This window comes from Sedimentitalea xiamensis (genome assembly GCF_030164465.1).
Lineage (GTDB): Bacteria > Pseudomonadota > Alphaproteobacteria > Rhodobacterales > Rhodobacteraceae > Sedimentitalea > Sedimentitalea xiamensis.
Genome location: NZ_JASNJE010000029.1, coordinates 38,814 through 57,812, shown reverse-complemented (window position 1 = coordinate 57,812; position 18,999 = coordinate 38,814). Strand labels below are relative to the sequence as shown.

Sequence of the window (18,999 nt, the reverse complement as noted above, 5' to 3'; positions counted from 1 at the left end):
AACATCCCCAAATTGCTCCCTCAATCCTTTGAGGAAGCTTCTGAAACGAAATATCAGGGGGGTCACTTTTGGACGCCGATTACCCCAATACAGGGGTCAAATTTGCATGCCGGTTCACAGATCAGGGACAGGTCGGGCGTCTTCGTCTTGGTGGCCAGCCTGTGGCGCACCTCGGCAATGACCTCAGGGGGCAACGGTAGGCGGGCATCGGTGGCAGACACAGGGGCTTCACCGGGACGCTTGGTCTCAAGCCTTCGGAATGGGTTGGCTCTGACCCCTGCAAGGTCGAACTCAATAAGGCCAAGTTCCGTGATAGCGGCCAGCATGTTCAGTTCACGCTTGATGGTCTCGGAGGACAGTGGCTTCCCGGTCGAGGTGGACGCCTCCTTCATCACATCCAACACAGCCCGCCCATGTTCCCGCCTGAGGTCGTCCAGGGGCAACTCGTTGAGCCTCCCCAATGCCGTCTCTGTGCGCCTTCTGAGGCGGTCCAGACGGTTCCGTGGGTTGCGCCCTTGGCTGTCGTCAATCTTCAAACGTGCGTAGAGGTCGAAGGCATCCGCCAAGGTGGGTGCAGGCTTCTTCGCTATCTCCGGCGTCTTGATCGCTCGATAGAGCAATGGGTCTTCATTGCGCTGGGCTTCCTCGGCCAAGGCGTCCAAGGCTCCTTCTACATCGCCAACAACCCCTGAGGTGAGTCGCTCGGCTTCCTCCTGCATCTCCCCCCAAAGCTGCCTTGGGGTCAGCCTGTCGCGTTCCTCCTGAGAGCGTCTGTGCTTCGCCACTGTGGCGTCAAATTCCCGCAGCAAGGTCTCCCTCTCTGCAACCAAGGCGGCACCTTCACGGGCCACCATGGGGCGCTGCATGAACGCCTCACCCAGAGCCTTGCCAACGTCCTTGGGCCAGCGCCTGCGGAATCGCTTGCGACCCCCTGAAAGTTCGTCGATGTGCTTCAAGCTGACCACCACTACCATTTCGATTTGTCCTGTTTGTGTCCCAGAATGTGTCTCGGAACACAGGCGCAAACCCCTGATAGCTAACGTTTTATGGGTGATCAACACTTGTTGGTGGTGCCCAGGAGAGGACTCGAACCTCCACATCGTTGCCAATACTAGCACCTGAAGCTAGCGCGTCTACCAATTCCGCCACCTGGGCAGGTGTCGTGAGCCGTTCCTCTAGACTCAGTGGCGAGGGGTGTCAAATGGATTCTCGTGGTTTCCCCGACTTCTTCTCGCAATCGGAATCCGCGGCTCATATGGCGGTGATTTGCGGCCATATTCAGGTGCGCGGCGTTTTTGCGCCTTGTTCGCCGGGGGGCTGGGCGGTAGATCGACATAAACCCATGTTTCAGGGAGCCTCGACATGTCCAAGTTGGTCACAATCTACGGCGGATCCGGTTTTGTCGGGCGTTACATCGCGCGCCGCATGGCGAAACAGGGATGGCGGGTGCGCGTGGCGGTGCGGCGTCCGAACGAAGCGCTTTTCGTCAGGCCCTACGGGGTCGTCGGGCAGGTCGAACCCGTCTTGTGCAACATCCGGGACGACGCCTCTGTTGCGGCGGCGATGCAGGGCGCGGATGCGGTTGTGAACTGCGTCGGCATTCTGAACGAGACCGGCAAGAACCGGTTCGACGCGATCCAGGACGAAGGCGCGGAACGGGTCGCCCGGCTGGCCGCTGCGGCAGGCGTGGCGCGGATGGTGCAGATCTCGGCGATCGGGGCGGATGCGGATTCCGACAGCGACTATGCCCGCACGAAGGCGCTGGGCGAGGCGGGTGTGCTGAGGTACATGCCGGATGCCGTGATCCTGCGGCCGTCGGTGATTTTCGGACCGGAGGACGATTTCTTCAACCGGTTCGCGGGGATGACCCGGTTCGGCCCGCTGCTGATGATCGCGGGCGGCGGAAGCCGGTTCCAGCCGGTCTATGTGGACGATGTCGCCGCCGCGGCGGAAAAGGCCGTCACCGGCCAGGCCGCTTTGGGCGTCTATGAACTGGGCGGGCCGGAGGTCAAGACGCTCCGGGCGCTGGTGGAGCAGATGCTGGCGGTGATTCACCGCCGCCGCATCGTGATCAACCTGCCGTTCTGGATCGCGCGGATCATGGCCTTCGGTTTTGACATGGTGCAGGTGGTCAGCTTCGGGCTGATCGCCAACGGGGTTCTGACGCGCGACCAGCTGCGCAATCTGGCGCGGGACAACGTGGTGGCCGAGGGTTCCAGGGGCTTTGCCGAACTCGGGATCGTGCCGACGATGATCGGGGCGGTGCTGCCGGAATACCTGTGGCGCTTCCGTCCGTCGGGCCAGTATGACGAGATGACCGCCTCAGCCCGCAACCTGCGGAGCTGATCCGCCGTAGGCGTAGACCAGCAGCGCGATACCCAGCACGATCCGGTAGATCACGTAGGGCGTGAAACTGATGCTGCGCAGCAGCCGCATCATCAGGGTCAGGGCCAGCAGCGCCGAGACGAAGGCGAGCGCCGCGGCGATGGCGCCGTCCCGCATGGCGGAAGTGTTCGCGTCCAGCGCGACTTCGGCGCCGAGCAGGATGCCGGAGGCCATGATCGTCGGGATCGACATCAGCATGGACAGGCGCGCGGCATCGCCGCGCCCGTAGCCCAGCCGGCGCGCGCCGGTGATCGTGATGCCGGAGCGCGAGGTGCCGGGGATCAGCGACACGGCCTGCCACAGGCCCATGGCGAGCGCGTCCCGGACCGTCCAGTGCTTGGCTGTCTTGCTGTCGCCGCCGGTCTGGTCGGCCCAGTAGAGAACGATGCCGAAGATCAGCATGGTCCAGCCGATCACGGTGACCGAGCGCATCGCGTCGCTGAGGCCGGTGAAATGCAGCATCGCCCCGCAGAGGATCACCGGGATCGTGGCGACGATCAGGCCGAGCGCCAGCCTTGCGCCGGGCGTGTCGGTCCGGCCGAGCAGCAGTTGCAAAAGGCCGACGAGACCGGCCCTTACGTCGGTCCAGAAATACAGAATCACCGCGCCCAGCGTGCCGACATGCACTGCGACGTCGATCAGTTGCCCCTGATCCTGCAGCCCGGTCAGGCCGGGCAGGAGAATCAGGTGACCGGAGGAGGAGACCGGCAGAAATTCGGTCAGGCCCTGGATGACGGCCACAAGGAAAAGTTGAAACAGGGGCATGTGGCGCGAAGCTCGGCTGACGGGGCGGAAATCGCCATCAGGTATAAGTGCTTTGATTCAAATGAAAAGGCGTCATTTAGGTCCGGATCAATACCTAAAATCGAGAAAAATTTACCCAAATGCGGCAGCGCAGAGAAAATATTATCATATTAGGTCAGTAAAACTGACTTTTAATCCCTCCGGAATTGTCTTAGACACGCGCAATCAGAAAATTCGGGAGAGTCCGCGCCGTGGCCAAGCAACCTATGCTGAAATTCGTTCAGGTTAATCGGGATATGCCGACAAAACGTGAAGCGGCAGACCGGCGGGACGATTTCCACGAGATCTATGCCGAATTCGCCGATGCGAAGGCGCGGGAACAGGCGAGCCGGTGCAGCCAGTGCGGCGTGCCCTATTGCCAGACTCATTGCCCGCTGCACAACAACATCCCCGACTGGCTGCGGCTGACCGCCGAGGGACGCCTGCGCGAAGCCTATGAACTCAGCCAGGCGACCAACACCTTTCCGGAAATCTGCGGCCGCATCTGCCCGCAGGACCGGCTGTGCGAAGGCAACTGCGTGATCGAACAGTCCGGGCACGGCACCGTCACCATCGGCGCGGTGGAAAAATACATCACGGACACGGCCTGGGAGGAAGGCTGGGTCGAACCGATCGCGCCGTCGCGTGAACGCGGCGAAAGCGTCGGCATCATCGGCGCCGGCCCCGGCGGGCTGGCCGCGGCGGACGTGCTGCGCCGGGCCGGCGTGCAGGTCACGGTCTATGACCGCTATGACCGGGCGGGCGGGCTGCTGACCTATGGCATCCCCGGCTTCAAGCTGGAAAAGGACGTGGTGATGCGCCGCAACGCCCAGCTGGAACAGGGCGGCGTGACCTTCCGGCTGAACTGCGACGTGGGCGAGGACATCTCTTTCGACGACATCCGTTCCGCCCATGACGCGGTCATCATCGCCACCGGGGTCTACAAGTCGCGCGACATGGAGGCGCCGGGATCGGGGCTGGAGGGCATTGAGAAGGCGATCGACTTTCTGACCGCCAGCAACCGGGAAAACTTTGGCGACGACGTGCCGGAGTTCGACTCCGGCCGGTTGAACGCCAAGGGGAAACGGGTCGTCGTCATCGGCGGCGGCGACACCGCGATGGACTGCGTGCGCACCAGCATCCGCCAGGGCGCGACATCGGTGAAATGTCTCTATCGCCGCGACCGGGCCAACATGCCGGGCAGCCAGCGCGAGGTGAACAACGCCGAGGAGGAAGGCGTCGTGTTCGAATGGCTGAGCGCGCCCAGGGCGTTTCTTGGCCAGCAGCATGTCACCGGGGTGAAGGTGCAGAAGATGCGGCTGGGCGCGCCGGACACGACCGGGCGGCAGGCGCCCGAAGTCATCGAGGGCGCGGATTACGTGGAAGACGCGGACCTGGTGATCAAGGCGCTGGGCTTTGAGCCGGAGGCGCTGCCGGCGCTGTGGGATCAGCCGGACCTGGCCGTCACCCGCTGGGGGACGGTGAAGGCGGATTTCACCACCGGCGCGACGCAGATGCCCGGAGTCTACGCGGTGGGCGACATCGTGCGCGGCGCGAGCCTCGTGGTCTGGGCGATCCGGGACGGGCGGGACTGCGCCGAGGCGATCCTCGACCGGTTCGGCAGCGGCGCGGCGCTGGCGGCGGAGTAGGCGGTGTGCACGGCCCGTGCATACCGCGTGCATACGTTGTGCAGACGCGGATATGGCTTCGCGGCCTGAAACGGTCAGCAATGCTGACCCGGAGTGTTGAGAATGGATGAAGCGAGGACGCAGCTGAGCGGACGCTGCCTGTGCGGCGCGGTGACGATCCGCGTCGCCGGCGCGCACGATCCCCGCCCCGGCGCCTGCCACTGCCGGATGTGCCAGCGCTGGTCCGGCGGGCTGTTCCTGTGCTTCGAGGCGGCCGCCGACGCGGTGAGCGCCGATGGGCCGGTCACGCGCTACCGGTCGAGCGGCTTTTCCGAGCGCGCCTTTTGCGGCGTCTGCGGTTCGAACCTGTGGATGCGCGACCTCGAAAGCGAAAGCCCCTACGAGCTGATGCCGGGGCTGTTCGACGCGGCCCGCGACTGGCCGCTCAGATCTGAGATCTACACCGACACCGCCATGGCCTCGGTGCGGCTGAAGGGCGAGCATGCCCGCGCGACGCGCGCCGAATACGAGGCCCGGCACCGCCATGTCGAGGGCGGCGCATGAGCGCCCGCCCGCAGACGCCTCTTTTGAAGAAGGAAACACGCCTTGACCAAGTATGACGCCGATTGGGCCCGCGAAGAAGAAGCCAAGCGCAAGTGGATGGCCGAGAACGGCCTGTATTCCGAGACCGAGGAACATTCGTCCTGCGGGGTCGGGCTTGTCGTGTCGGTGGACGGCAAGAAGAGCCGTAAGGTGGTCAAGGCCGGGATCGACGCGCTGAAGGCGATCTGGCACCGGGGCGCGGTGGATGCGGACGGCAAGACCGGCGACGGCGCGGGCATTCACGTGCAGATCCCGGTGCCGTTCTTCTATGACCAGATCGAACGCACCGGCCATGCGCCGCGCACGGATCAGCTGATGGCGGTCGGGCAGGTGTTCCTGCCGCGCACCGATTTCGGGGCGCAGGAAAAATGCCGGACCATCGTGGAAACCGAGATCCTGCGCATGGGATATTATATCTATGGCTGGCGGCACGTGCCGGTCGACGTGACCTGCCTGGGGGAAAAGGCCAACGCGACCCGGCCGGAGATCGAGCAGATCATCCTGTCCAATTCCAAGGGCGTGGACGAGGAAACCTTCGAGCGCGAGCTTTACGTGATCCGCCGCCGCATCGAGAAGGCCGCGGCGGTCGCCGGGATCAACGGGCTTTACATCGCCTCCCTGTCCTGCCGCAGCATCATCTACAAGGGGATGATGCTGGCCGAGCAGGTGGCGGTGTTCTACCCGGACCTGATGGACGAACGGTTCGAAAGCGCCTTTGCGATCTATCACCAGCGCTATTCGACCAACACCTTCCCGCAGTGGTGGCTGGCGCAGCCGTTCCGGATGCTGGCGCATAACGGCGAGATCAACACGCTGAAGGGCAACATCAACTGGATGAAGTCACACGAGATCCGGATGGCGAGCGCGACCTTCGGCGACATGGCCGAGGACATCAAGCCGATCATCGCGAGCGGGTCCAGCGACAGCGCGGCGCTGGATTCGGTGTTCGAGGTGCTGGTGCGGGCCGGGCGCAGCGCGCCGATGGCCAAGACCATGCTGGTGCCGGAAAGCTGGTCCAAGCAGGCGGTGGAACTGCCGGAAGCCTGGCGGGACATGTATTCCTACTGCAACTCGGTGATGGAGCCCTGGGACGGCCCCGCCGCGCTGGCGATGACCGACGGGCGCTGGGTCTGCGCCGGGCTCGACCGCAACGGGCTGCGGCCGATGCGTTACGTGGTGACGGGCGACGGGCTGGTGATCGCCGGGTCAGAGGCCGGGATGGTGCCGGTGGACGAAGCCCGCGTGGTGGAAAAGGGCGCGCTCGGGCCGGGGCAGTTGCTGGCCGTCGACATGGAGGAGGGCAAGCTCTACCACGATACCGAGATCAAGGACCGGCTCGCCGCGGCGCGCCCGTTCGGCGAGTGGGTGGGGAAGATCAAGGAGCTGGACACCACCCTGACCGCGCTGCCCGAGGAGCCGATGCACACCGGCGCCGAGCTGCGCAAGCGGCAGGTGGCGGCGGGCTATACGCTGGAGGAACTGGAGCAGATCCTGGCGCCGATGGCCGAGGACGGCAAGGAAAGCATCGCCAGCATGGGCGATGACACGCCGAGCGCGGTGCTGTCGCGGCAATACCGCCCGCTGAGCCATTATTTCCGGCAGAGTTTCAGCCAGGTGACCAACCCGCCGATCGACAGTCTGCGCGAACACCGGGTGATGAGCCTGAAGACCCGGTTCGGCAACCTGAAGAACGTGCTGGCCGAGGATGGCAGCCAGACCGAGATCCTGGTGCTGGACAGCCCGTTCCTGGCCAATGCCGAATTCGACGAACTGCAAAACCATTTCAACGCCATGGTCACCGAGATCGACTGCACCTTCGAGGCGGGCACGGGCGCGCTCAGCGCCGGGCTGGAGCGGATCCGCCGGGAAGCCGAGGACGCGGTGCGCTCGGGCGCGGGGCATCTGGTGCTGACCGACCAGCATTCGGGACCGGGCAGGGTGGCGATGCCGATGATCCTGGCGACCAGCGCGGTGCACAGCCACCTGACGCGCAACGGGCTGCGCACCTTCTGTTCGCTGAATCTGCGCAGCGCCGAATGCATCGATCCGCATTACTTCGCGGTGCTGATCGGCTGCGGCGCGACCACGGTGAACCCCTATCTGGCGCAGGACAGCATCGGCGACCGCATTTCCCGCGGCTTGCTCGACGGCAGCCTGGCCGAGGCGATGGCGCGCTATCGCGAGGCGGTCGACCAGGGGCTGTTGAAGATCATGGCCAAGATGGGGATCTCGGTGATCTCTTCCTATCGCGGCGGGCTGAACTTCGAGGCGGTGGGGCTGAGCCGCGCCATGTGCGCCGAGTATTTCCCCGGCATGACCAGCCGGATCTCGGGCATCGGCGTCTCGGGCATCCAGCACAAGGCCGAAGCGGTGCATGCGCGCGGCTGGACCTCGGGACAGGACGTGCTGCCGATCGGCGGCTTCTACAAGGCGCGCAAGTCGGGCGAGAGCCACGCCTGGGAAGCGACCAGCATGCATATGCTGCAAATGGCCTGCAACAAGGCGTCGTTCGAATTGTGGAAGCAGTATTCGGCCAAGATGCAGAGCAACCCGCCGATCCACCTGCGCGATCTTCTCGACATCAAGCCGCTGGGCAAGCCGGTGCCGATCGAGGAGGTGGAGAGCATCACCTCGATCCGCAAGCGCTTCGTGACGCCGGGCATGTCGCTGGGCGCGCTGTCCCCGGAAGCGCACAAGACCCTGAACGTGGCGATGAACCGGATCGGCGCCAAGTCGGATTCCGGCGAGGGCGGCGAGGATCCGGCGCATTTCGTGCCCGAACCCAATGGCGACAACCCGTCCGCCAAGATCAAGCAGGTGGCGTCGGGCCGGTTCGGCGTGACGGCGGAATACCTGAACCAGTGCGAGGAACTGGAGATCAAGGTGGCGCAGGGTGCGAAGCCCGGCGAGGGCGGGCAACTGCCGGGGATGAAAGTCACCGATCTGATCGCGCGGTTGCGCCACTCGACCAAGGGTGTCACGCTGATTTCGCCGCCGCCGCATCATGACATCTATTCCATCGAGGATCTGGCGCAGCTGATCTATGACCTGAAGCAGATCAACCCGCGCGCCAAGGTGACGGTGAAGCTGGTGGCGAGTTCCGGCGTCGGCACCATCGCCGCCGGGGTGGCCAAGGCCAAGGCGGATATCATCCTGATTTCCGGCCACAATGGCGGCACCGGGGCCAGCCCGGCGACCAGCATCAAATATGCCGGCCTGCCCTGGGAGATGGGGCTGACCGAAGCGCATCAGGTGCTGGCGATGAACAAGCTGCGCGACCGGGTGACGCTGCGCACCGATGGCGGCTTGCGCACCGGGCGCGACATCGTGATGGCGGCGATGATGGGGGCCGAGGAATACGGCATCGGCACCGCCGCCCTGATCGCGATGGGCTGCATCATGGTGCGCCAGTGCCAGTCCAACACCTGCCCGGTGGGGGTCTGCACCCAGGACGAGGCGCTGCGCGCCAAGTTCACCGGCACCGCCGACAAGGTCGTGAACCTCATCACCTTCTATGCGCAGGAGGTGCGGGAACTGCTGGCCGGCATCGGCGCCCGGTCGATGGACGAGATCATCGGCCGCGCCGACCTTCTGACGCAGGTCAGCCGGGGTTCGGCGCATCTGGACGATCTCGACCTGAACCCGCTGCTGATCACCGTCGATGGCGCATCCGAGATCGTCTATGACCGCGACAAGGAGCGCAACGTCGTGCCCGACACGCTGGATGCGGAGATCGTGCGCGACGCGGCGCGGTTCCTGAAGGATGGCGAGAAGATGCAGCTGTCCTACGCGGTGCAGAACACGCATCGCACCGTGGGCACCCGCACGTCCAGCCATATCGTGCGCAACTTCGGCATGCGCAATGCCTTCCAGCCCGACCACCTGACGGTCAAGCTGCAGGGCAGCGCCGGGCAGTCGCTGGGCGCTTTCGCGGCGCCGGGGCTGAAGCTGGAAGTGTCGGGCGACGCCAACGATTATGTCGGCAAGGGCCTGTCGGGTGGCACCATCGTGGTGCGCCCGCCGCAGGTCAGCCCGTTGCGGGCGGACCGCAACACGATCATCGGCAACACGGTGCTCTACGGCGCGACCGACGGTTTCCTGTTCGCGGCGGGCCGCGCGGGCGAACGTTTCGCGGTAAGGAACTCGGGCGCGAAGGTGGTGATCGAGGGCTGCGGGTCCAACGGCTGCGAATACATGACCGGCGGGGTGGCGGTGATCCTCGGCGAGATCGGCGCGAATTTCGGCGCCGGGATGACCGGGGGCATGGCCTATCTCTATGACCCGGAGGGCACGGCGGAAACCATGATGAACCTGGAAACGCTGGTCACTTGCCCGGTGACGGTGCCGCATTGGGAAATTCAGCTGGAAGAGCTGATCGAACGCCACGCGGCGGAGACCGGCAGCCGCAAGGCCGCGGATATCCTTCAGCACTGGGAAGTGGAGAAGACCAACTTCCTGCAGGTCTGCCCGAAGGAGATGCTGGTGCATCTGACAGCACCGCTGAGCCTTGAGCAAGAGGCGGTTCCGGCGGAATAGCGGCGGGTTCGCAGCGGGACAGAGCAGCGGGCGGGCCGATGTGGCCCGCCCCATTGGCATTTAGGTGCTTTCCTGCGGCGCCGGGCCTTCGTATACGGGCGCAATGACCAGATCGGCGCGAAAATCGAAATCCGGAACCCGTTCCGGCAAGGCGGCGGGCGGGCTTGCGGCGCGTCTGAAGGCGGTTTTTCTGGATCGCCCGGCCAGCCTGGTCGGCTGGATCCGCGCGGTTTTCCTGCGCGGCGCGCTGATTCTGGGCGCGCTGGTCGTCGTCCTGGTCCTGCTGTTTTCGGTGGTGAACCCGCCGGTGACCTTCACCATGATGTCCGAAAGCTGGCGGCTGGATCGCAGCCTGCACCGGGACTGGGTGCCGATGGAGCGGATCGCGCCGGTGATGGCGCGGTCGGCGGTGGCGGCGGAAGACGCGAATTTCTGCCTGCACTGGGGGTTCGACGTGGCCGCGATCCGCGCCGTGATCGCCGAGGGCGGCACGCGGGGCGGATCGACGATTTCCCAGCAGGTGGTGAAGAACGTGTTCCTCTGGCAGGGCCGGAGCTGGTTCCGCAAGGCGCTGGAGGCGGCGATCACGCCGCTGGTGGAACTGGTCTGGAGCAAGCGCCGGATCCTCGAGGTCTATCTCAACGTGGCGGAGATGAGCGAAGGCGTCTTCGGCGTCGGCGCGGCGGCGCAGCAGTCTTTCGGCGTGACCGCGGACAAGCTGAGCGCGCGGCAGGCGGCGCTGATCGCGGCGGTTCTGCCGTCGCCCCGGACCCGGTCGGCGGCCAAGCCTTCGGCGGCGCTGCGCAAGCGGGCCGCCGGAATCGCCGACGGTGCGGCCACCATCCGCGCAGATGGGCGCGCCGCCTGTTTCGAGGATTGAAAATCCCGTCCCGGCGGGGCATTGAGGGGCTGATCCCAATACTGCACCTGGATGACCATGGCCCGCCTGTTTCACGTTCCCCTGTCTCCGTTCTGCCGCAAGGTGCGGCTGTCCCTCGCCGAGAAGAAGATCGAGGTGGAACTGGTCGAGGAACGCTATTGGGAGGCGGATCCGGATTTTCTCCGCCGCAACCCGGCGGCCAAGGTGCCGGTCTTGAAGCTGGACGGCAAGATGCTGGCGGAAAGCGCCGCGATCTGCGAGTATATCGAGGAAACCCGGCCGGAGCCGCCGCTGATGCCGAAAGACGCGGATGGCCGGTTCGAGGTGCGCCGCCTGGTGGGCTGGTTCGACGACAAGTTCCATCACGAGGTGACGTCGAAACTGCTTTATGAGCGGGTCAACAAGAAGGTCACCGGTGCCGGATACCCGGACAGCCGCAACGTCAAGGACGGGGCGCGGGCGATCAAGTATCATCTGGACTACATGGCCTGGCTGCTCGATCACCGGCGCTGGCTGGCCGGGGATTCGATGACGCTGGCCGATTTCGCCGCCGCCGCGCATCTGTCGGCCCTAGACTATATTTCCGACGTGGACTGGAACCGGTCCAGCGTCGTGAAGGACTGGTATGCGAAGATCAAGTCGCGCCCGGCCTTCCGGTCGATCCTGGCCGACCAGATCCCGGGATTCCGTCCGCCGCCGCATTATGCCGATCTCGATTTCTGAACCCGGACCGGGTCGGGGGCGCCGCCCCCGTCCGCCTGTGGCGGACTCCCCCGGAGTATTTCGGCAAAGATGAAGGGCGCGGCGGATCTCAAGGCGCGGATGGTGCGGGAGGCCGGGGCGCTGGGCTTTGCCGCCTGCCGGGTGTGCCGGCCCTGGGATGTGCCGGAGGTGCCGGCGCGGCTGGCGGCCTATCTCGACGCCGGGTATCACGGGCAGATGGGGTGGATGGCCGAGCGCACGGCCTGGCGGGGAAACCCGGCGGCGCTGTGGCCCGAGGCGCGGTCGGTCATCATGCTGGCGGAGAGCTATGCGCCCGAACACGACCCGGTGGCGGTGCTGGCGCGGCCGGACCGGGGGGCGGTGTCGGTCTATGCGCAGAACCGGGACTATCACGACCTGGTCAAGAAACGGCTGAAGCGGCTGGCGCGGTGGCTGGTTGCTGAGGGTGAGCGGGATGCGCGAGACGGGAATCGGGTGCCGCTCTCGTCGATTGCGGGGCAATCGACTGACGCGCACGCGAACACTTTCACGCCCGTAGGCGTGAAAGTGTTCGTGGATACGGCACCGGTGCCGGAAAAGGCGCTGGGGCAGGCGGCCGGGCTGGGCTGGCAGGGCAAGCACACCAACCTGGTCAGCCGGGACTGGGGAAACTGGGCCTTCATCGGGTCGGTTTTCACCACGCTGGAACTGCCCGCCGATGCCCCGGAGCGGGATCATTGCGGATCCTGCCGGGCCTGCCTGGATGTCTGCCCGACCGATGCCTTCCCGGCCCCCTACCGGCTGGATGCGCGGCGCTGCATTTCCTACCTGACCATCGAGCACAAGGGGCCGGTGGCGGAATCGCTGCGCGGGAAGCTGGGCAACCGCATCTACGGCTGCGACGACTGCCTGGCGGCCTGTCCGTGGAACAAGTTCGCGGTGGCGGCGAGCGACATGCGCTATGCGGCGCGACCGGACCTGGTCGCCCCGAAGCTGGCGGAGCTGGCGGGGCTGGACGACGCCGGGTTCCGGGCGCTGTTTTCCGGCTCTCCGGTCAAGCGGATCGGCCGGGACCGGTTCGTGCGCAACGTGCTTTACGCCATCGGCAATTCCGGGCGGCCGGAATTGCGGGCGGTGGCGCAGGGGCTGGCCGGGGACGGGGACCCGGCGGTCGCGGATGCGGCGCGCTGGGCGGCGAAAAGGCTGGCGGAATGACGCAAACAGACTGGACGCCCGGCGTGGGACGGCTACACCCGCTTTGAACCAAGGGGGATGGCGGGCGGATGGCAGTGCTTCTGGGCGTGGATACCGGCGGGACCTATACCGACGCGGTGCTGATGCGGGACGAGGCCGAGGTGATCGCCAGCGCCAAGGCGCTGACGACGCGGGCGGACCTGTCGCTGGGCATCGGCGCGGCGATCCGGGCGGTGCTGGCGCAGAGCGGCACCCGGCCCGAGGATATCGCGCTCGCCTCCCTCTCCACCACCCTGGCCACAAATGCGCTGGTCGAAGGCCAGGGCGGACGGGTGGCGCTGGTGTTCATCGGGTTCCGCGCCGGGGATCTTGACAAGCACGGGCTGCGGGAGGCGCTGAAGGGCGATCCGGCGGTCGTGCTGGCCGGCGGGCACAGCCATGCGGGAAGCGAGGTCGCGCCGCTGGATGTGGCCGGGCTTCGCGCATTTCTCGCGGCAGAGGGCGGAACGGTGTCGGGCTATGCGGTGGCGGCGCAGTTCGCCACCCGCAACCCGGCGCATGAACAGGCGGCGGCCCGGATCATCGCCGAGACGACCGGCGCGCCGGTGACCTGTTCGCACGCGCTTTCGGCGAAGCTGAACGGCCCGAAACGGGCGGTCACCGCGGTGCTGAACGCACGGCTGATCGGGATGATCGACCGGCTGATCGGGCGGGCGCAGGACACGCTGGCCGATCTGGGGATCGCGGCGCCGATGATGGTGGTGCGCGGCGACGGGGCGCTGATGTCGGCGGAACAGGCGCGGGAGCGGCCGATCGAAACCATCCTGAGCGGCCCGGCGGCGTCGATCGTGGGCGCGCGCTGGCTGACCGGGGCGGAGCGGGCGCTGGTGTCCGACATCGGCGGCACCACGACCGATGTGGCGCTGCTGCGCGGCGGCAGGCCGGCGATCGACCCGCAGGGCGCGCGGGTCGGCGGGTTCCGCACCATGGTCGAGGCGGTCGCCATGCACACCAGCGGGCTGGGCGGCGACAGCCAGGTGCATGTGCGGAACGAGGGACTGACGGGCGGTGTCTTTCTGGGTCCGCGCCGGGTGGTGCCGGTGTCCCTGATCGCCGCCGAGGCGCCCGAGGCGGTGCATGCGGCGCTGGAGGCGCAGTTGCGCGGCGCCACGACCGGAGAAATGGACGGGCGGTTCGTGCGCGCGGTGCCGGGCCTGCCCGACGCCGGTATCGGCGCGCGCGAGGAAGCGCTGCTGGCGCGGATCGGCGAGGAAGTGCATCCGCTCGGCGACGTGCTGCGCAACCGGATGGATCATGGCGCGCTGGCGCGGCTGGTGGACCGCGGCCTGGTGCAGGTCGCGGGGGTGACGCCGTCGGATGCGAGCCATGTGCTGGGGCTGCTCGCGGACTGGGACGCGGAGGCGGCGGCCAAGGCCCTGACCCTGTTCGCGCGCCGGCGCACCGCGTCCGGCGATCCGCTGGCGGTTTCGGCCGAGACGCTGGCGCGGATGATCGTCGGTCAGGTGACGGAACAGACCGCCCTGACGCTGCTGGAAACGGCCTTTGCGGAGGAAGATCCGGGGTTTGGCCTGCCTGCCGAGGTGCTGGCGCGGCATGTGCTGACGCAGGGCGGTCTGGCCGGGCATCGCGGCCTTGTCGCCCTGGATACGGCCCTGAACGTGGATGTCGTGGGGCTGGGGGCGTCGGCCCCGACCTATTACCCGGCGGTTGCGGAACGCCTGCATTGCCGGATGATCCTGCCGCCCCATGCGGGCGTCGCCAATGCCATCGGTGCGGTGGTCGGGCGGGTGACGATGCGGCGCAGCGGCACCGTGACCTCGCCCAGCGAGGGCCGGTTCCGGGTCCATCTGAACAGCGGGCCGGAGGATTTCGCCGAAGCCGGGGCGGCCTTGGCGCGGCTGGAAGAGGCCCTGCGCGCGGAAGCCGGGGCGGCGGCGCTGGCGTCCGGCGCGCAGGGTTTGCAGTTCAGCGTCGAACGCGACATCCGCACCGCCCGCGCCGAAGCGCGGGAGGTGTTCGTGGAGGCGATGCTGACCGTCGAGGCCAGGGGCCGGCCACGGGTGGCCAACCTTTGAGCCCACCACATTTGGGCGCTATTTTAATGCGGATACAACCTATGGCGTTGATACATAGGAAAAGATTCGACTCCGGCATGACCAACAGGTAAAATAAAAGCGCCCAAGGATTCCCTTGAGCGCTTAGCCGCTGCTGAGCAACGGCCGTGTCGTCAAACACAAGCGTAGAATCGCAGGGTTCTGGCTTGGGGTCAAGCGGTCAGCAGCAATGATCAAAACGGAGCGATAGATTGTCGCTCAAATTAGGACCTGAAGATGTACTTCAAATTGTACAAAGATGTATCGCTGCAATGGCGCTGGACACTGAAGGCAGCAAATCACCAGACAATAGCTGATTCCGCCGAGAGCTATTGGAACAAGTCGGATGCCATTCATGGCATAAATCTTGTCCGTGCATCGAGCCAAGCTCCGATCTACGAACAATAGGACAAACCGGCGGCATCAAGTGCCGCCGGTTACTTATCTTATTATTCCGCCGCGCTGCGCCGGGGCAGCACCCAGCCGGGCCGGGCGAAGTGGCAGGTGTAGCCGTTGGGAATCCGTTCGAGGTAATCCTGATGCTCGGGCTCGGCCTCCCAGAAATCGCCCGCCGGTTCCACCTCGGTCACGACCTTGCCGGGCCAGAGGCCCGAGGCGTCCACGTCGGCGATGGTGTCCAGCGCCGTCGCCTTCTGGCCCTCGTCCACGTAGTAGATCGCGGAGCGGTAGCTGAGGCCGATATCGTTGCCCTGCCGGTTCAGTGTGGTCGGGTCGTGGATCTGGAAGAACAGTTCCAGCAGCTCGCGGTAGCTGACGCGGTCCGGGTCGAACAGGATCTCGATCCCCTCGGCATGGGTGCCGTGGTTGCGGTAGGTGGCGTCGGGCACGTCGCCGCCGGTATAGCCGACGCGGGTTTTCAGCACGCCGGGTTTCCTGCGGATCAGGTCCTGCATGCCCCAGAAGCAGCCCCCTGCCAGAACCGCGCGTTCGGTGCTCATGCCACGTCCTCCACCTGGTCGATATAGTCGCCGTAGCCTTCGGCCTCCATGTCGTCGCGATGGACGAAACGCAGGGAGGCCGAGTTGATGCAATAGCGCAATCCCCCCCGGTCGCGCGGCCCGTCCGGAAACACATGGCCCAGATGGCTGTCGCCATGGGTGCTGCGCACTTCGGTGCGGATCATGCCAAGGGTCGTGTCGCGCAGTTCGGTCACATGGGCGGGTTCGATCGGGCGGGTGAAGCTGGGCCAGCCGCAGCCGCTTTCATACTTGTCCGCGGATGCGAACAGCGGTTCGCCCGACACGATGTCGACGTAGATGCCCGGCTGCTTGTTGTTCAGATGCGCGCCGGTGCCGGGGCGTTCGGTTCCGTTTCGCTGGGTGACACGGAATTCTTCCGGGCCGAGGGCTTTGATCCGTTCGGGATCCTTGCTGTATCTGGTCATCGTTGTCCTCCGCAAAGGCTGCAAGACATTTAAATGGGGCGGGACGTCCGGAAACACAGTAATATGTCACCATGGTCGCGCGGAAGTGCGGGTGATCCGGACGGGGCGCCCTGCCGTATCACCATAAACAACAGGAGATCGGGATGAAACGGTTTGTCTTGGCGGCGATGGTCGTGGTCTTCGCGCAGACGGGTCTTGCTGCCGGCCTGAACGGCGTCTTTGCGTCGATCGACGGCGGCACGCTGGCCATCGAGGACTGGCGCGGACAGCCGGTGCTGGTGGTGAACACGGCGTCGCAATGCGGGTTTACCGGGCAATACGCCGGGCTGCAGAAGATCTATGACCGCTACCGGGCGCGGGGACTCGTGGTGCTGGCGGTGCCGTCGGACGATTTCAACCAGGAACTGTCGAGCGCGGCGGAGGTCAAGGAATTCTGCGAGCTGAACTTCGGACTCGACATGCCGATGACCGACATCACCCATGTGAAGGGGACGCGGGCGCATCCGTTCTTCAAGGCGGTGAAGGCCGAAACCGGGTTCGAACCGGGCTGGAACTTCAACAAGATCCTGCTGTCGCCGGAGGGCCGCGTCGTGGCGACCTGGGGATCGGCGGTGCGGCCGGAGTCGGATGTCGTGCTGCGCGGGATCGAAAGCCTTCTGAACTAGCGCCCCGGCGGCGCGGGCTGGCGCGAGATCTGCACCGCGAGGATGCTCAGCGTCACGATGACGACGCCGACCAGATCCCAGAGCCCGAGCGTTTCGCCGAGCAGCACGGCGGCGATGGCGACGCCGAACACCGGATTGAGAAAGTGGAAGGTCGCCGCCCGGACCGGTCCGATGCGGTCCAGCAGCATGAACCAGACCAGGGTCGCGATCAGTCCGGGCACCAGCGTCGTATAGGCGAAGGCCAGGGCGAGCGGCAGGGTCGGGTTGATGTAGACCGTTTCCAGCAGCGGCACGGCGCAAAACAGGATCGCCGCCCCGATCAGCATCTGGAGCCCGACGATCATCATGAAATTCCCGCCCGAGGTCGCGCCGCGCACCGCCAGCGTGGCGAAGGTCAGCGCCAGAACGCCGATCCCGCAGAGGGCGAGACCGTAGAGATCGACCCCGGCGCCGATGCGCGAACTCATGATGATCGTGACGCCGGCGATCCCGGCGACAAGGCCGGCGATGCCGAGCGGTTTCAGCCGTTCGCCCAGCAGCAGCCAGCTTGCGATGGCGACCAGCAGGGGCATGGTCGCGGCGACGATGGCGGCGACGCTGGCCTGCACCGTCTGCATCGCCACGAAGTTCAGGCCGAGATAGAGCGCGTTCTGACAGAGGCCGAACAGGAAGGTGGCATACCATTGCCTGCGCGTCAGCCGCCATGTCTGTCCCATGAGCCGCGCGATCGCGACGCCGAGCAGGCCTGACACCAGGAAACGGAGCGCGAGGGAGAAAAGCGGCGAGGCGTCGGCGACGATGATCCGCGCCGAGGTGAAGGCGGACGACCACATCAGCGCGAAGGCCAGGCCCATGAGAATTGCGCGCGTGTCCATTCGCTGCTTTCCTTCTATGACAGAGGCAATGACGGCGCAAAATCAGTCAGCGCGGCCCGGCATGCCGCGGGGTTACCTGCACCGCCGGGAAGGAGCAAGATGTCCGGCCCCGGTTTCGCGCATCGGGTCCCGGCAGTGCCTGCACTTCAAGCACACCGCCTTTGAGCCCCCCGCCCCGCAGTCCGGGCATCCCGGCCGCCCCGGTTGGACCTATAGCCGCTACCCTTCGGGAAAGGGGCGCCCGCCACCGGCCAGCCATTTGCAGTAATTGCTGCAAAGCATGCCATTAAGGGCTTCAGGAAACTGCAAGAAACGCTCTTGTGACCTGATGGCCTCTCGAAAGAATGTTCGAGGTGTCACTGGACCGATGCGAACAGAACGGCCCGGTGTAATCGCTTCAGTGGCCGCTCCGGATATCCCCCGGAGGCAGGTTCAACGCCGGGCACTGGCCGAACTGCGTGACCCCTTGTCAGTGGGTTGTTGTTGCGGCCCGGCCGTGAGTCGCGGTTCTACGCGCAGCCCGACGCCGAAAGCTCCAATCCGTTCCGGCGGCGACCGGCAGCAATCCCGAGCGCCCCCAGACCAAGCACCACGACCGCCAGGAGAGGGAAGGAGGCCGGCAGAGGGACAGGAGAAATATGGTAGGTTACGGTCAGATCATATCCGATATCCCCACCTCCGTGATGCGGACTGGAGTAGTGCTCGGAAAATCCGCTGGCATCAAACACCAAGGTTAGCGCATAGATCGCACCCGAGGCGAATCCGGACAGGTTGTCGGCGTCAAGATCCCAGCGATACGAGGCGGTCTCGGTGCTTCCATGACGTCCCGAAAACCCGGCGTCAGGTCCGGTCCAGCTACCATAGCCTTCTCCCCAGAATGTCGGGGTTGCTCCAACTGTGACAAAGTCGACGTCATCGGCCCGAAAACTGTAATCCATGGCGAAGGAAACGCGTTCCAACCTGCCCATGTCGGGGCTGTAAGCCGGAACCCAAGACCGTGGCATGTCATTGTCGAACCGGTGACTGTAGACGATGGAAGGAGATTGTTCCGAGCAAACCGGCTGACAGCCATACTGGGAGCTCCAGACAAGAGGAACTCCGCTCGTAAATTGATCGGTGACGGTCAGCGCATGAAGTGGATGCGCGAGCATGACAGCAAAGAATGAGGTGAAAATACTTTTCATCGAAACCATCCAAACTAATGAAACTGTTCAGATGATGACGCGGCA

Annotated in this window: 16 protein-coding genes and 1 tRNA gene; 10 read left to right on the top strand and 7 right to left on the bottom strand. The window is 65.6% G+C overall.

What is annotated here, in order from left to right; all coding sequences use genetic code 11:
* Positions 1 to 62: 62 nt before the first annotated feature.
* On the bottom strand, positions 63 to 974 hold the full coding sequence (locus QO034_RS18445) for a hypothetical protein (protein WP_284487005.1): 912 nt from the start codon (positions 972 to 974) through the stop codon (positions 63 to 65).
* A gap of 94 nt (positions 975 to 1,068) precedes the next feature.
* Positions 1,069 to 1,155: transfer RNA gene (locus tag QO034_RS18440), tRNA-Leu, on the bottom strand.
* Between the two features lie 207 nt (positions 1,156 to 1,362).
* Here QO034_RS18440 and QO034_RS18435 point away from each other — a divergent pair.
* Positions 1,363 to 2,346, top strand: a complete 984-nt coding sequence (locus QO034_RS18435) for a complex I NDUFA9 subunit family protein (RefSeq protein ID WP_284487004.1) — start codon at positions 1,363 to 1,365, stop codon at positions 2,344 to 2,346.
* Here QO034_RS18435 and QO034_RS18430 read toward each other — a convergent pair.
* Positions 2,323 to 3,150 (bottom strand): undecaprenyl-diphosphate phosphatase, encoded by an 828-nt coding sequence (locus QO034_RS18430; RefSeq protein WP_284487003.1) that lies wholly within the window; start codon positions 3,148 to 3,150, stop codon positions 2,323 to 2,325. The two genes, QO034_RS18435 and QO034_RS18430, sit on opposite strands and share 24 nt — an antisense overlap.
* A gap of 230 nt (positions 3,151 to 3,380) precedes the next feature.
* On the opposite strand from QO034_RS18430, the gene QO034_RS18425 reads away from it, so the two are divergent.
* The 8 genes from QO034_RS18425 (at position 3,381) to QO034_RS18390 (ending at position 15,233) form a co-directional block, all read left to right on the top strand.
* Positions 3,381 to 4,817, top strand: coding sequence for an NAD(P)-dependent oxidoreductase (locus QO034_RS18425; RefSeq protein WP_284487002.1), 1,437 nt, complete (start codon positions 3,381 to 3,383; stop codon positions 4,815 to 4,817).
* A gap of 102 nt (positions 4,818 to 4,919) precedes the next feature.
* A complete protein-coding gene (locus tag QO034_RS18420; RefSeq protein ID WP_284487001.1) occupies positions 4,920 to 5,360 on the top strand; it encodes a GFA family protein in 441 nt (146 codons plus the stop codon).
* Positions 5,361 to 5,402: 42 nt separating this feature from the next.
* Positions 5,403 to 9,935 carry a glutamate synthase large subunit gene (gltB, locus tag QO034_RS18415; RefSeq protein WP_284487000.1) on the top strand — a complete coding sequence of 1,511 codons (4,533 nt, stop codon included), beginning with the start codon at positions 5,403 to 5,405 and terminating at the stop codon, positions 9,933 to 9,935.
* Positions 9,936 to 10,038: 103 nt separating this feature from the next.
* Complete coding sequence (gene mtgA / locus QO034_RS18410; protein ID WP_284486999.1) at positions 10,039 to 10,815, top strand: monofunctional biosynthetic peptidoglycan transglycosylase; 777 nt, start codon at positions 10,039 to 10,041, stop codon at positions 10,813 to 10,815.
* 57 nt (positions 10,816 to 10,872) lie between these two features.
* Complete coding sequence (gene fzlA / locus QO034_RS18405; RefSeq protein ID WP_284486998.1) at positions 10,873 to 11,538, top strand: FtsZ-binding protein FzlA; 666 nt, start codon at positions 10,873 to 10,875, stop codon at positions 11,536 to 11,538.
* Between the two features lie 69 nt (positions 11,539 to 11,607).
* Complete coding sequence (queG, locus tag QO034_RS18400) at positions 11,608 to 12,732, top strand: tRNA epoxyqueuosine(34) reductase QueG (protein ID WP_284486997.1); 1,125 nt, start codon at positions 11,608 to 11,610, stop codon at positions 12,730 to 12,732.
* A 68-nt stretch (positions 12,733 to 12,800) separates the two neighbouring features.
* On the top strand, positions 12,801 to 14,807 hold the full coding sequence (locus tag QO034_RS18395; RefSeq protein WP_284486996.1) for a hydantoinase/oxoprolinase family protein: 2,007 nt from the start codon (positions 12,801 to 12,803) through the stop codon (positions 14,805 to 14,807).
* Positions 14,808 to 15,062: 255 nt separating this feature from the next.
* Positions 15,063 to 15,233 (top strand): YegP family protein, encoded by a 171-nt coding sequence (locus QO034_RS18390; RefSeq protein ID WP_284486995.1) that lies wholly within the window; start codon positions 15,063 to 15,065, stop codon positions 15,231 to 15,233.
* A 41-nt stretch (positions 15,234 to 15,274) separates the two neighbouring features.
* On the opposite strand, the gene msrA is transcribed toward QO034_RS18390, so the two are convergent.
* A complete protein-coding gene (gene msrA, locus QO034_RS18385; RefSeq protein ID WP_284486994.1) occupies positions 15,275 to 15,784 on the bottom strand; it encodes a peptide-methionine (S)-S-oxide reductase MsrA in 510 nt (169 codons plus the stop codon).
* Positions 15,781 to 16,230 (bottom strand): peptide-methionine (R)-S-oxide reductase MsrB, encoded by a 450-nt coding sequence (msrB, locus tag QO034_RS18380; RefSeq protein WP_284486993.1) that lies wholly within the window; start codon positions 16,228 to 16,230, stop codon positions 15,781 to 15,783. The genes msrA and msrB overlap by 4 nt, the downstream gene beginning before the upstream one ends.
* Before the next feature lie 143 nt (positions 16,231 to 16,373).
* Here msrB and QO034_RS18375 point away from each other — a divergent pair, with 143 nt between their 5' ends.
* On the top strand, positions 16,374 to 16,895 hold the full coding sequence (locus QO034_RS18375; RefSeq protein ID WP_407696785.1) for a glutathione peroxidase: 522 nt from the start codon (positions 16,374 to 16,376) through the stop codon (positions 16,893 to 16,895).
* Here QO034_RS18375 and QO034_RS18370 read toward each other — a convergent pair.
* Positions 16,892 to 17,770, bottom strand: coding sequence for a DMT family transporter (locus QO034_RS18370; protein WP_284486992.1), 879 nt, complete (start codon positions 17,768 to 17,770; stop codon positions 16,892 to 16,894). The two genes, QO034_RS18375 and QO034_RS18370, sit on opposite strands and share 4 nt — an antisense overlap.
* Positions 17,771 to 18,279: 509 nt before the next feature.
* On the bottom strand, positions 18,280 to 18,954 hold the full coding sequence (locus tag QO034_RS18365) for a VPLPA-CTERM sorting domain-containing protein (protein ID WP_284486991.1): 675 nt from the start codon (positions 18,952 to 18,954) through the stop codon (positions 18,280 to 18,282).
* Positions 18,955 to 18,999 lie beyond the last annotated feature (45 nt).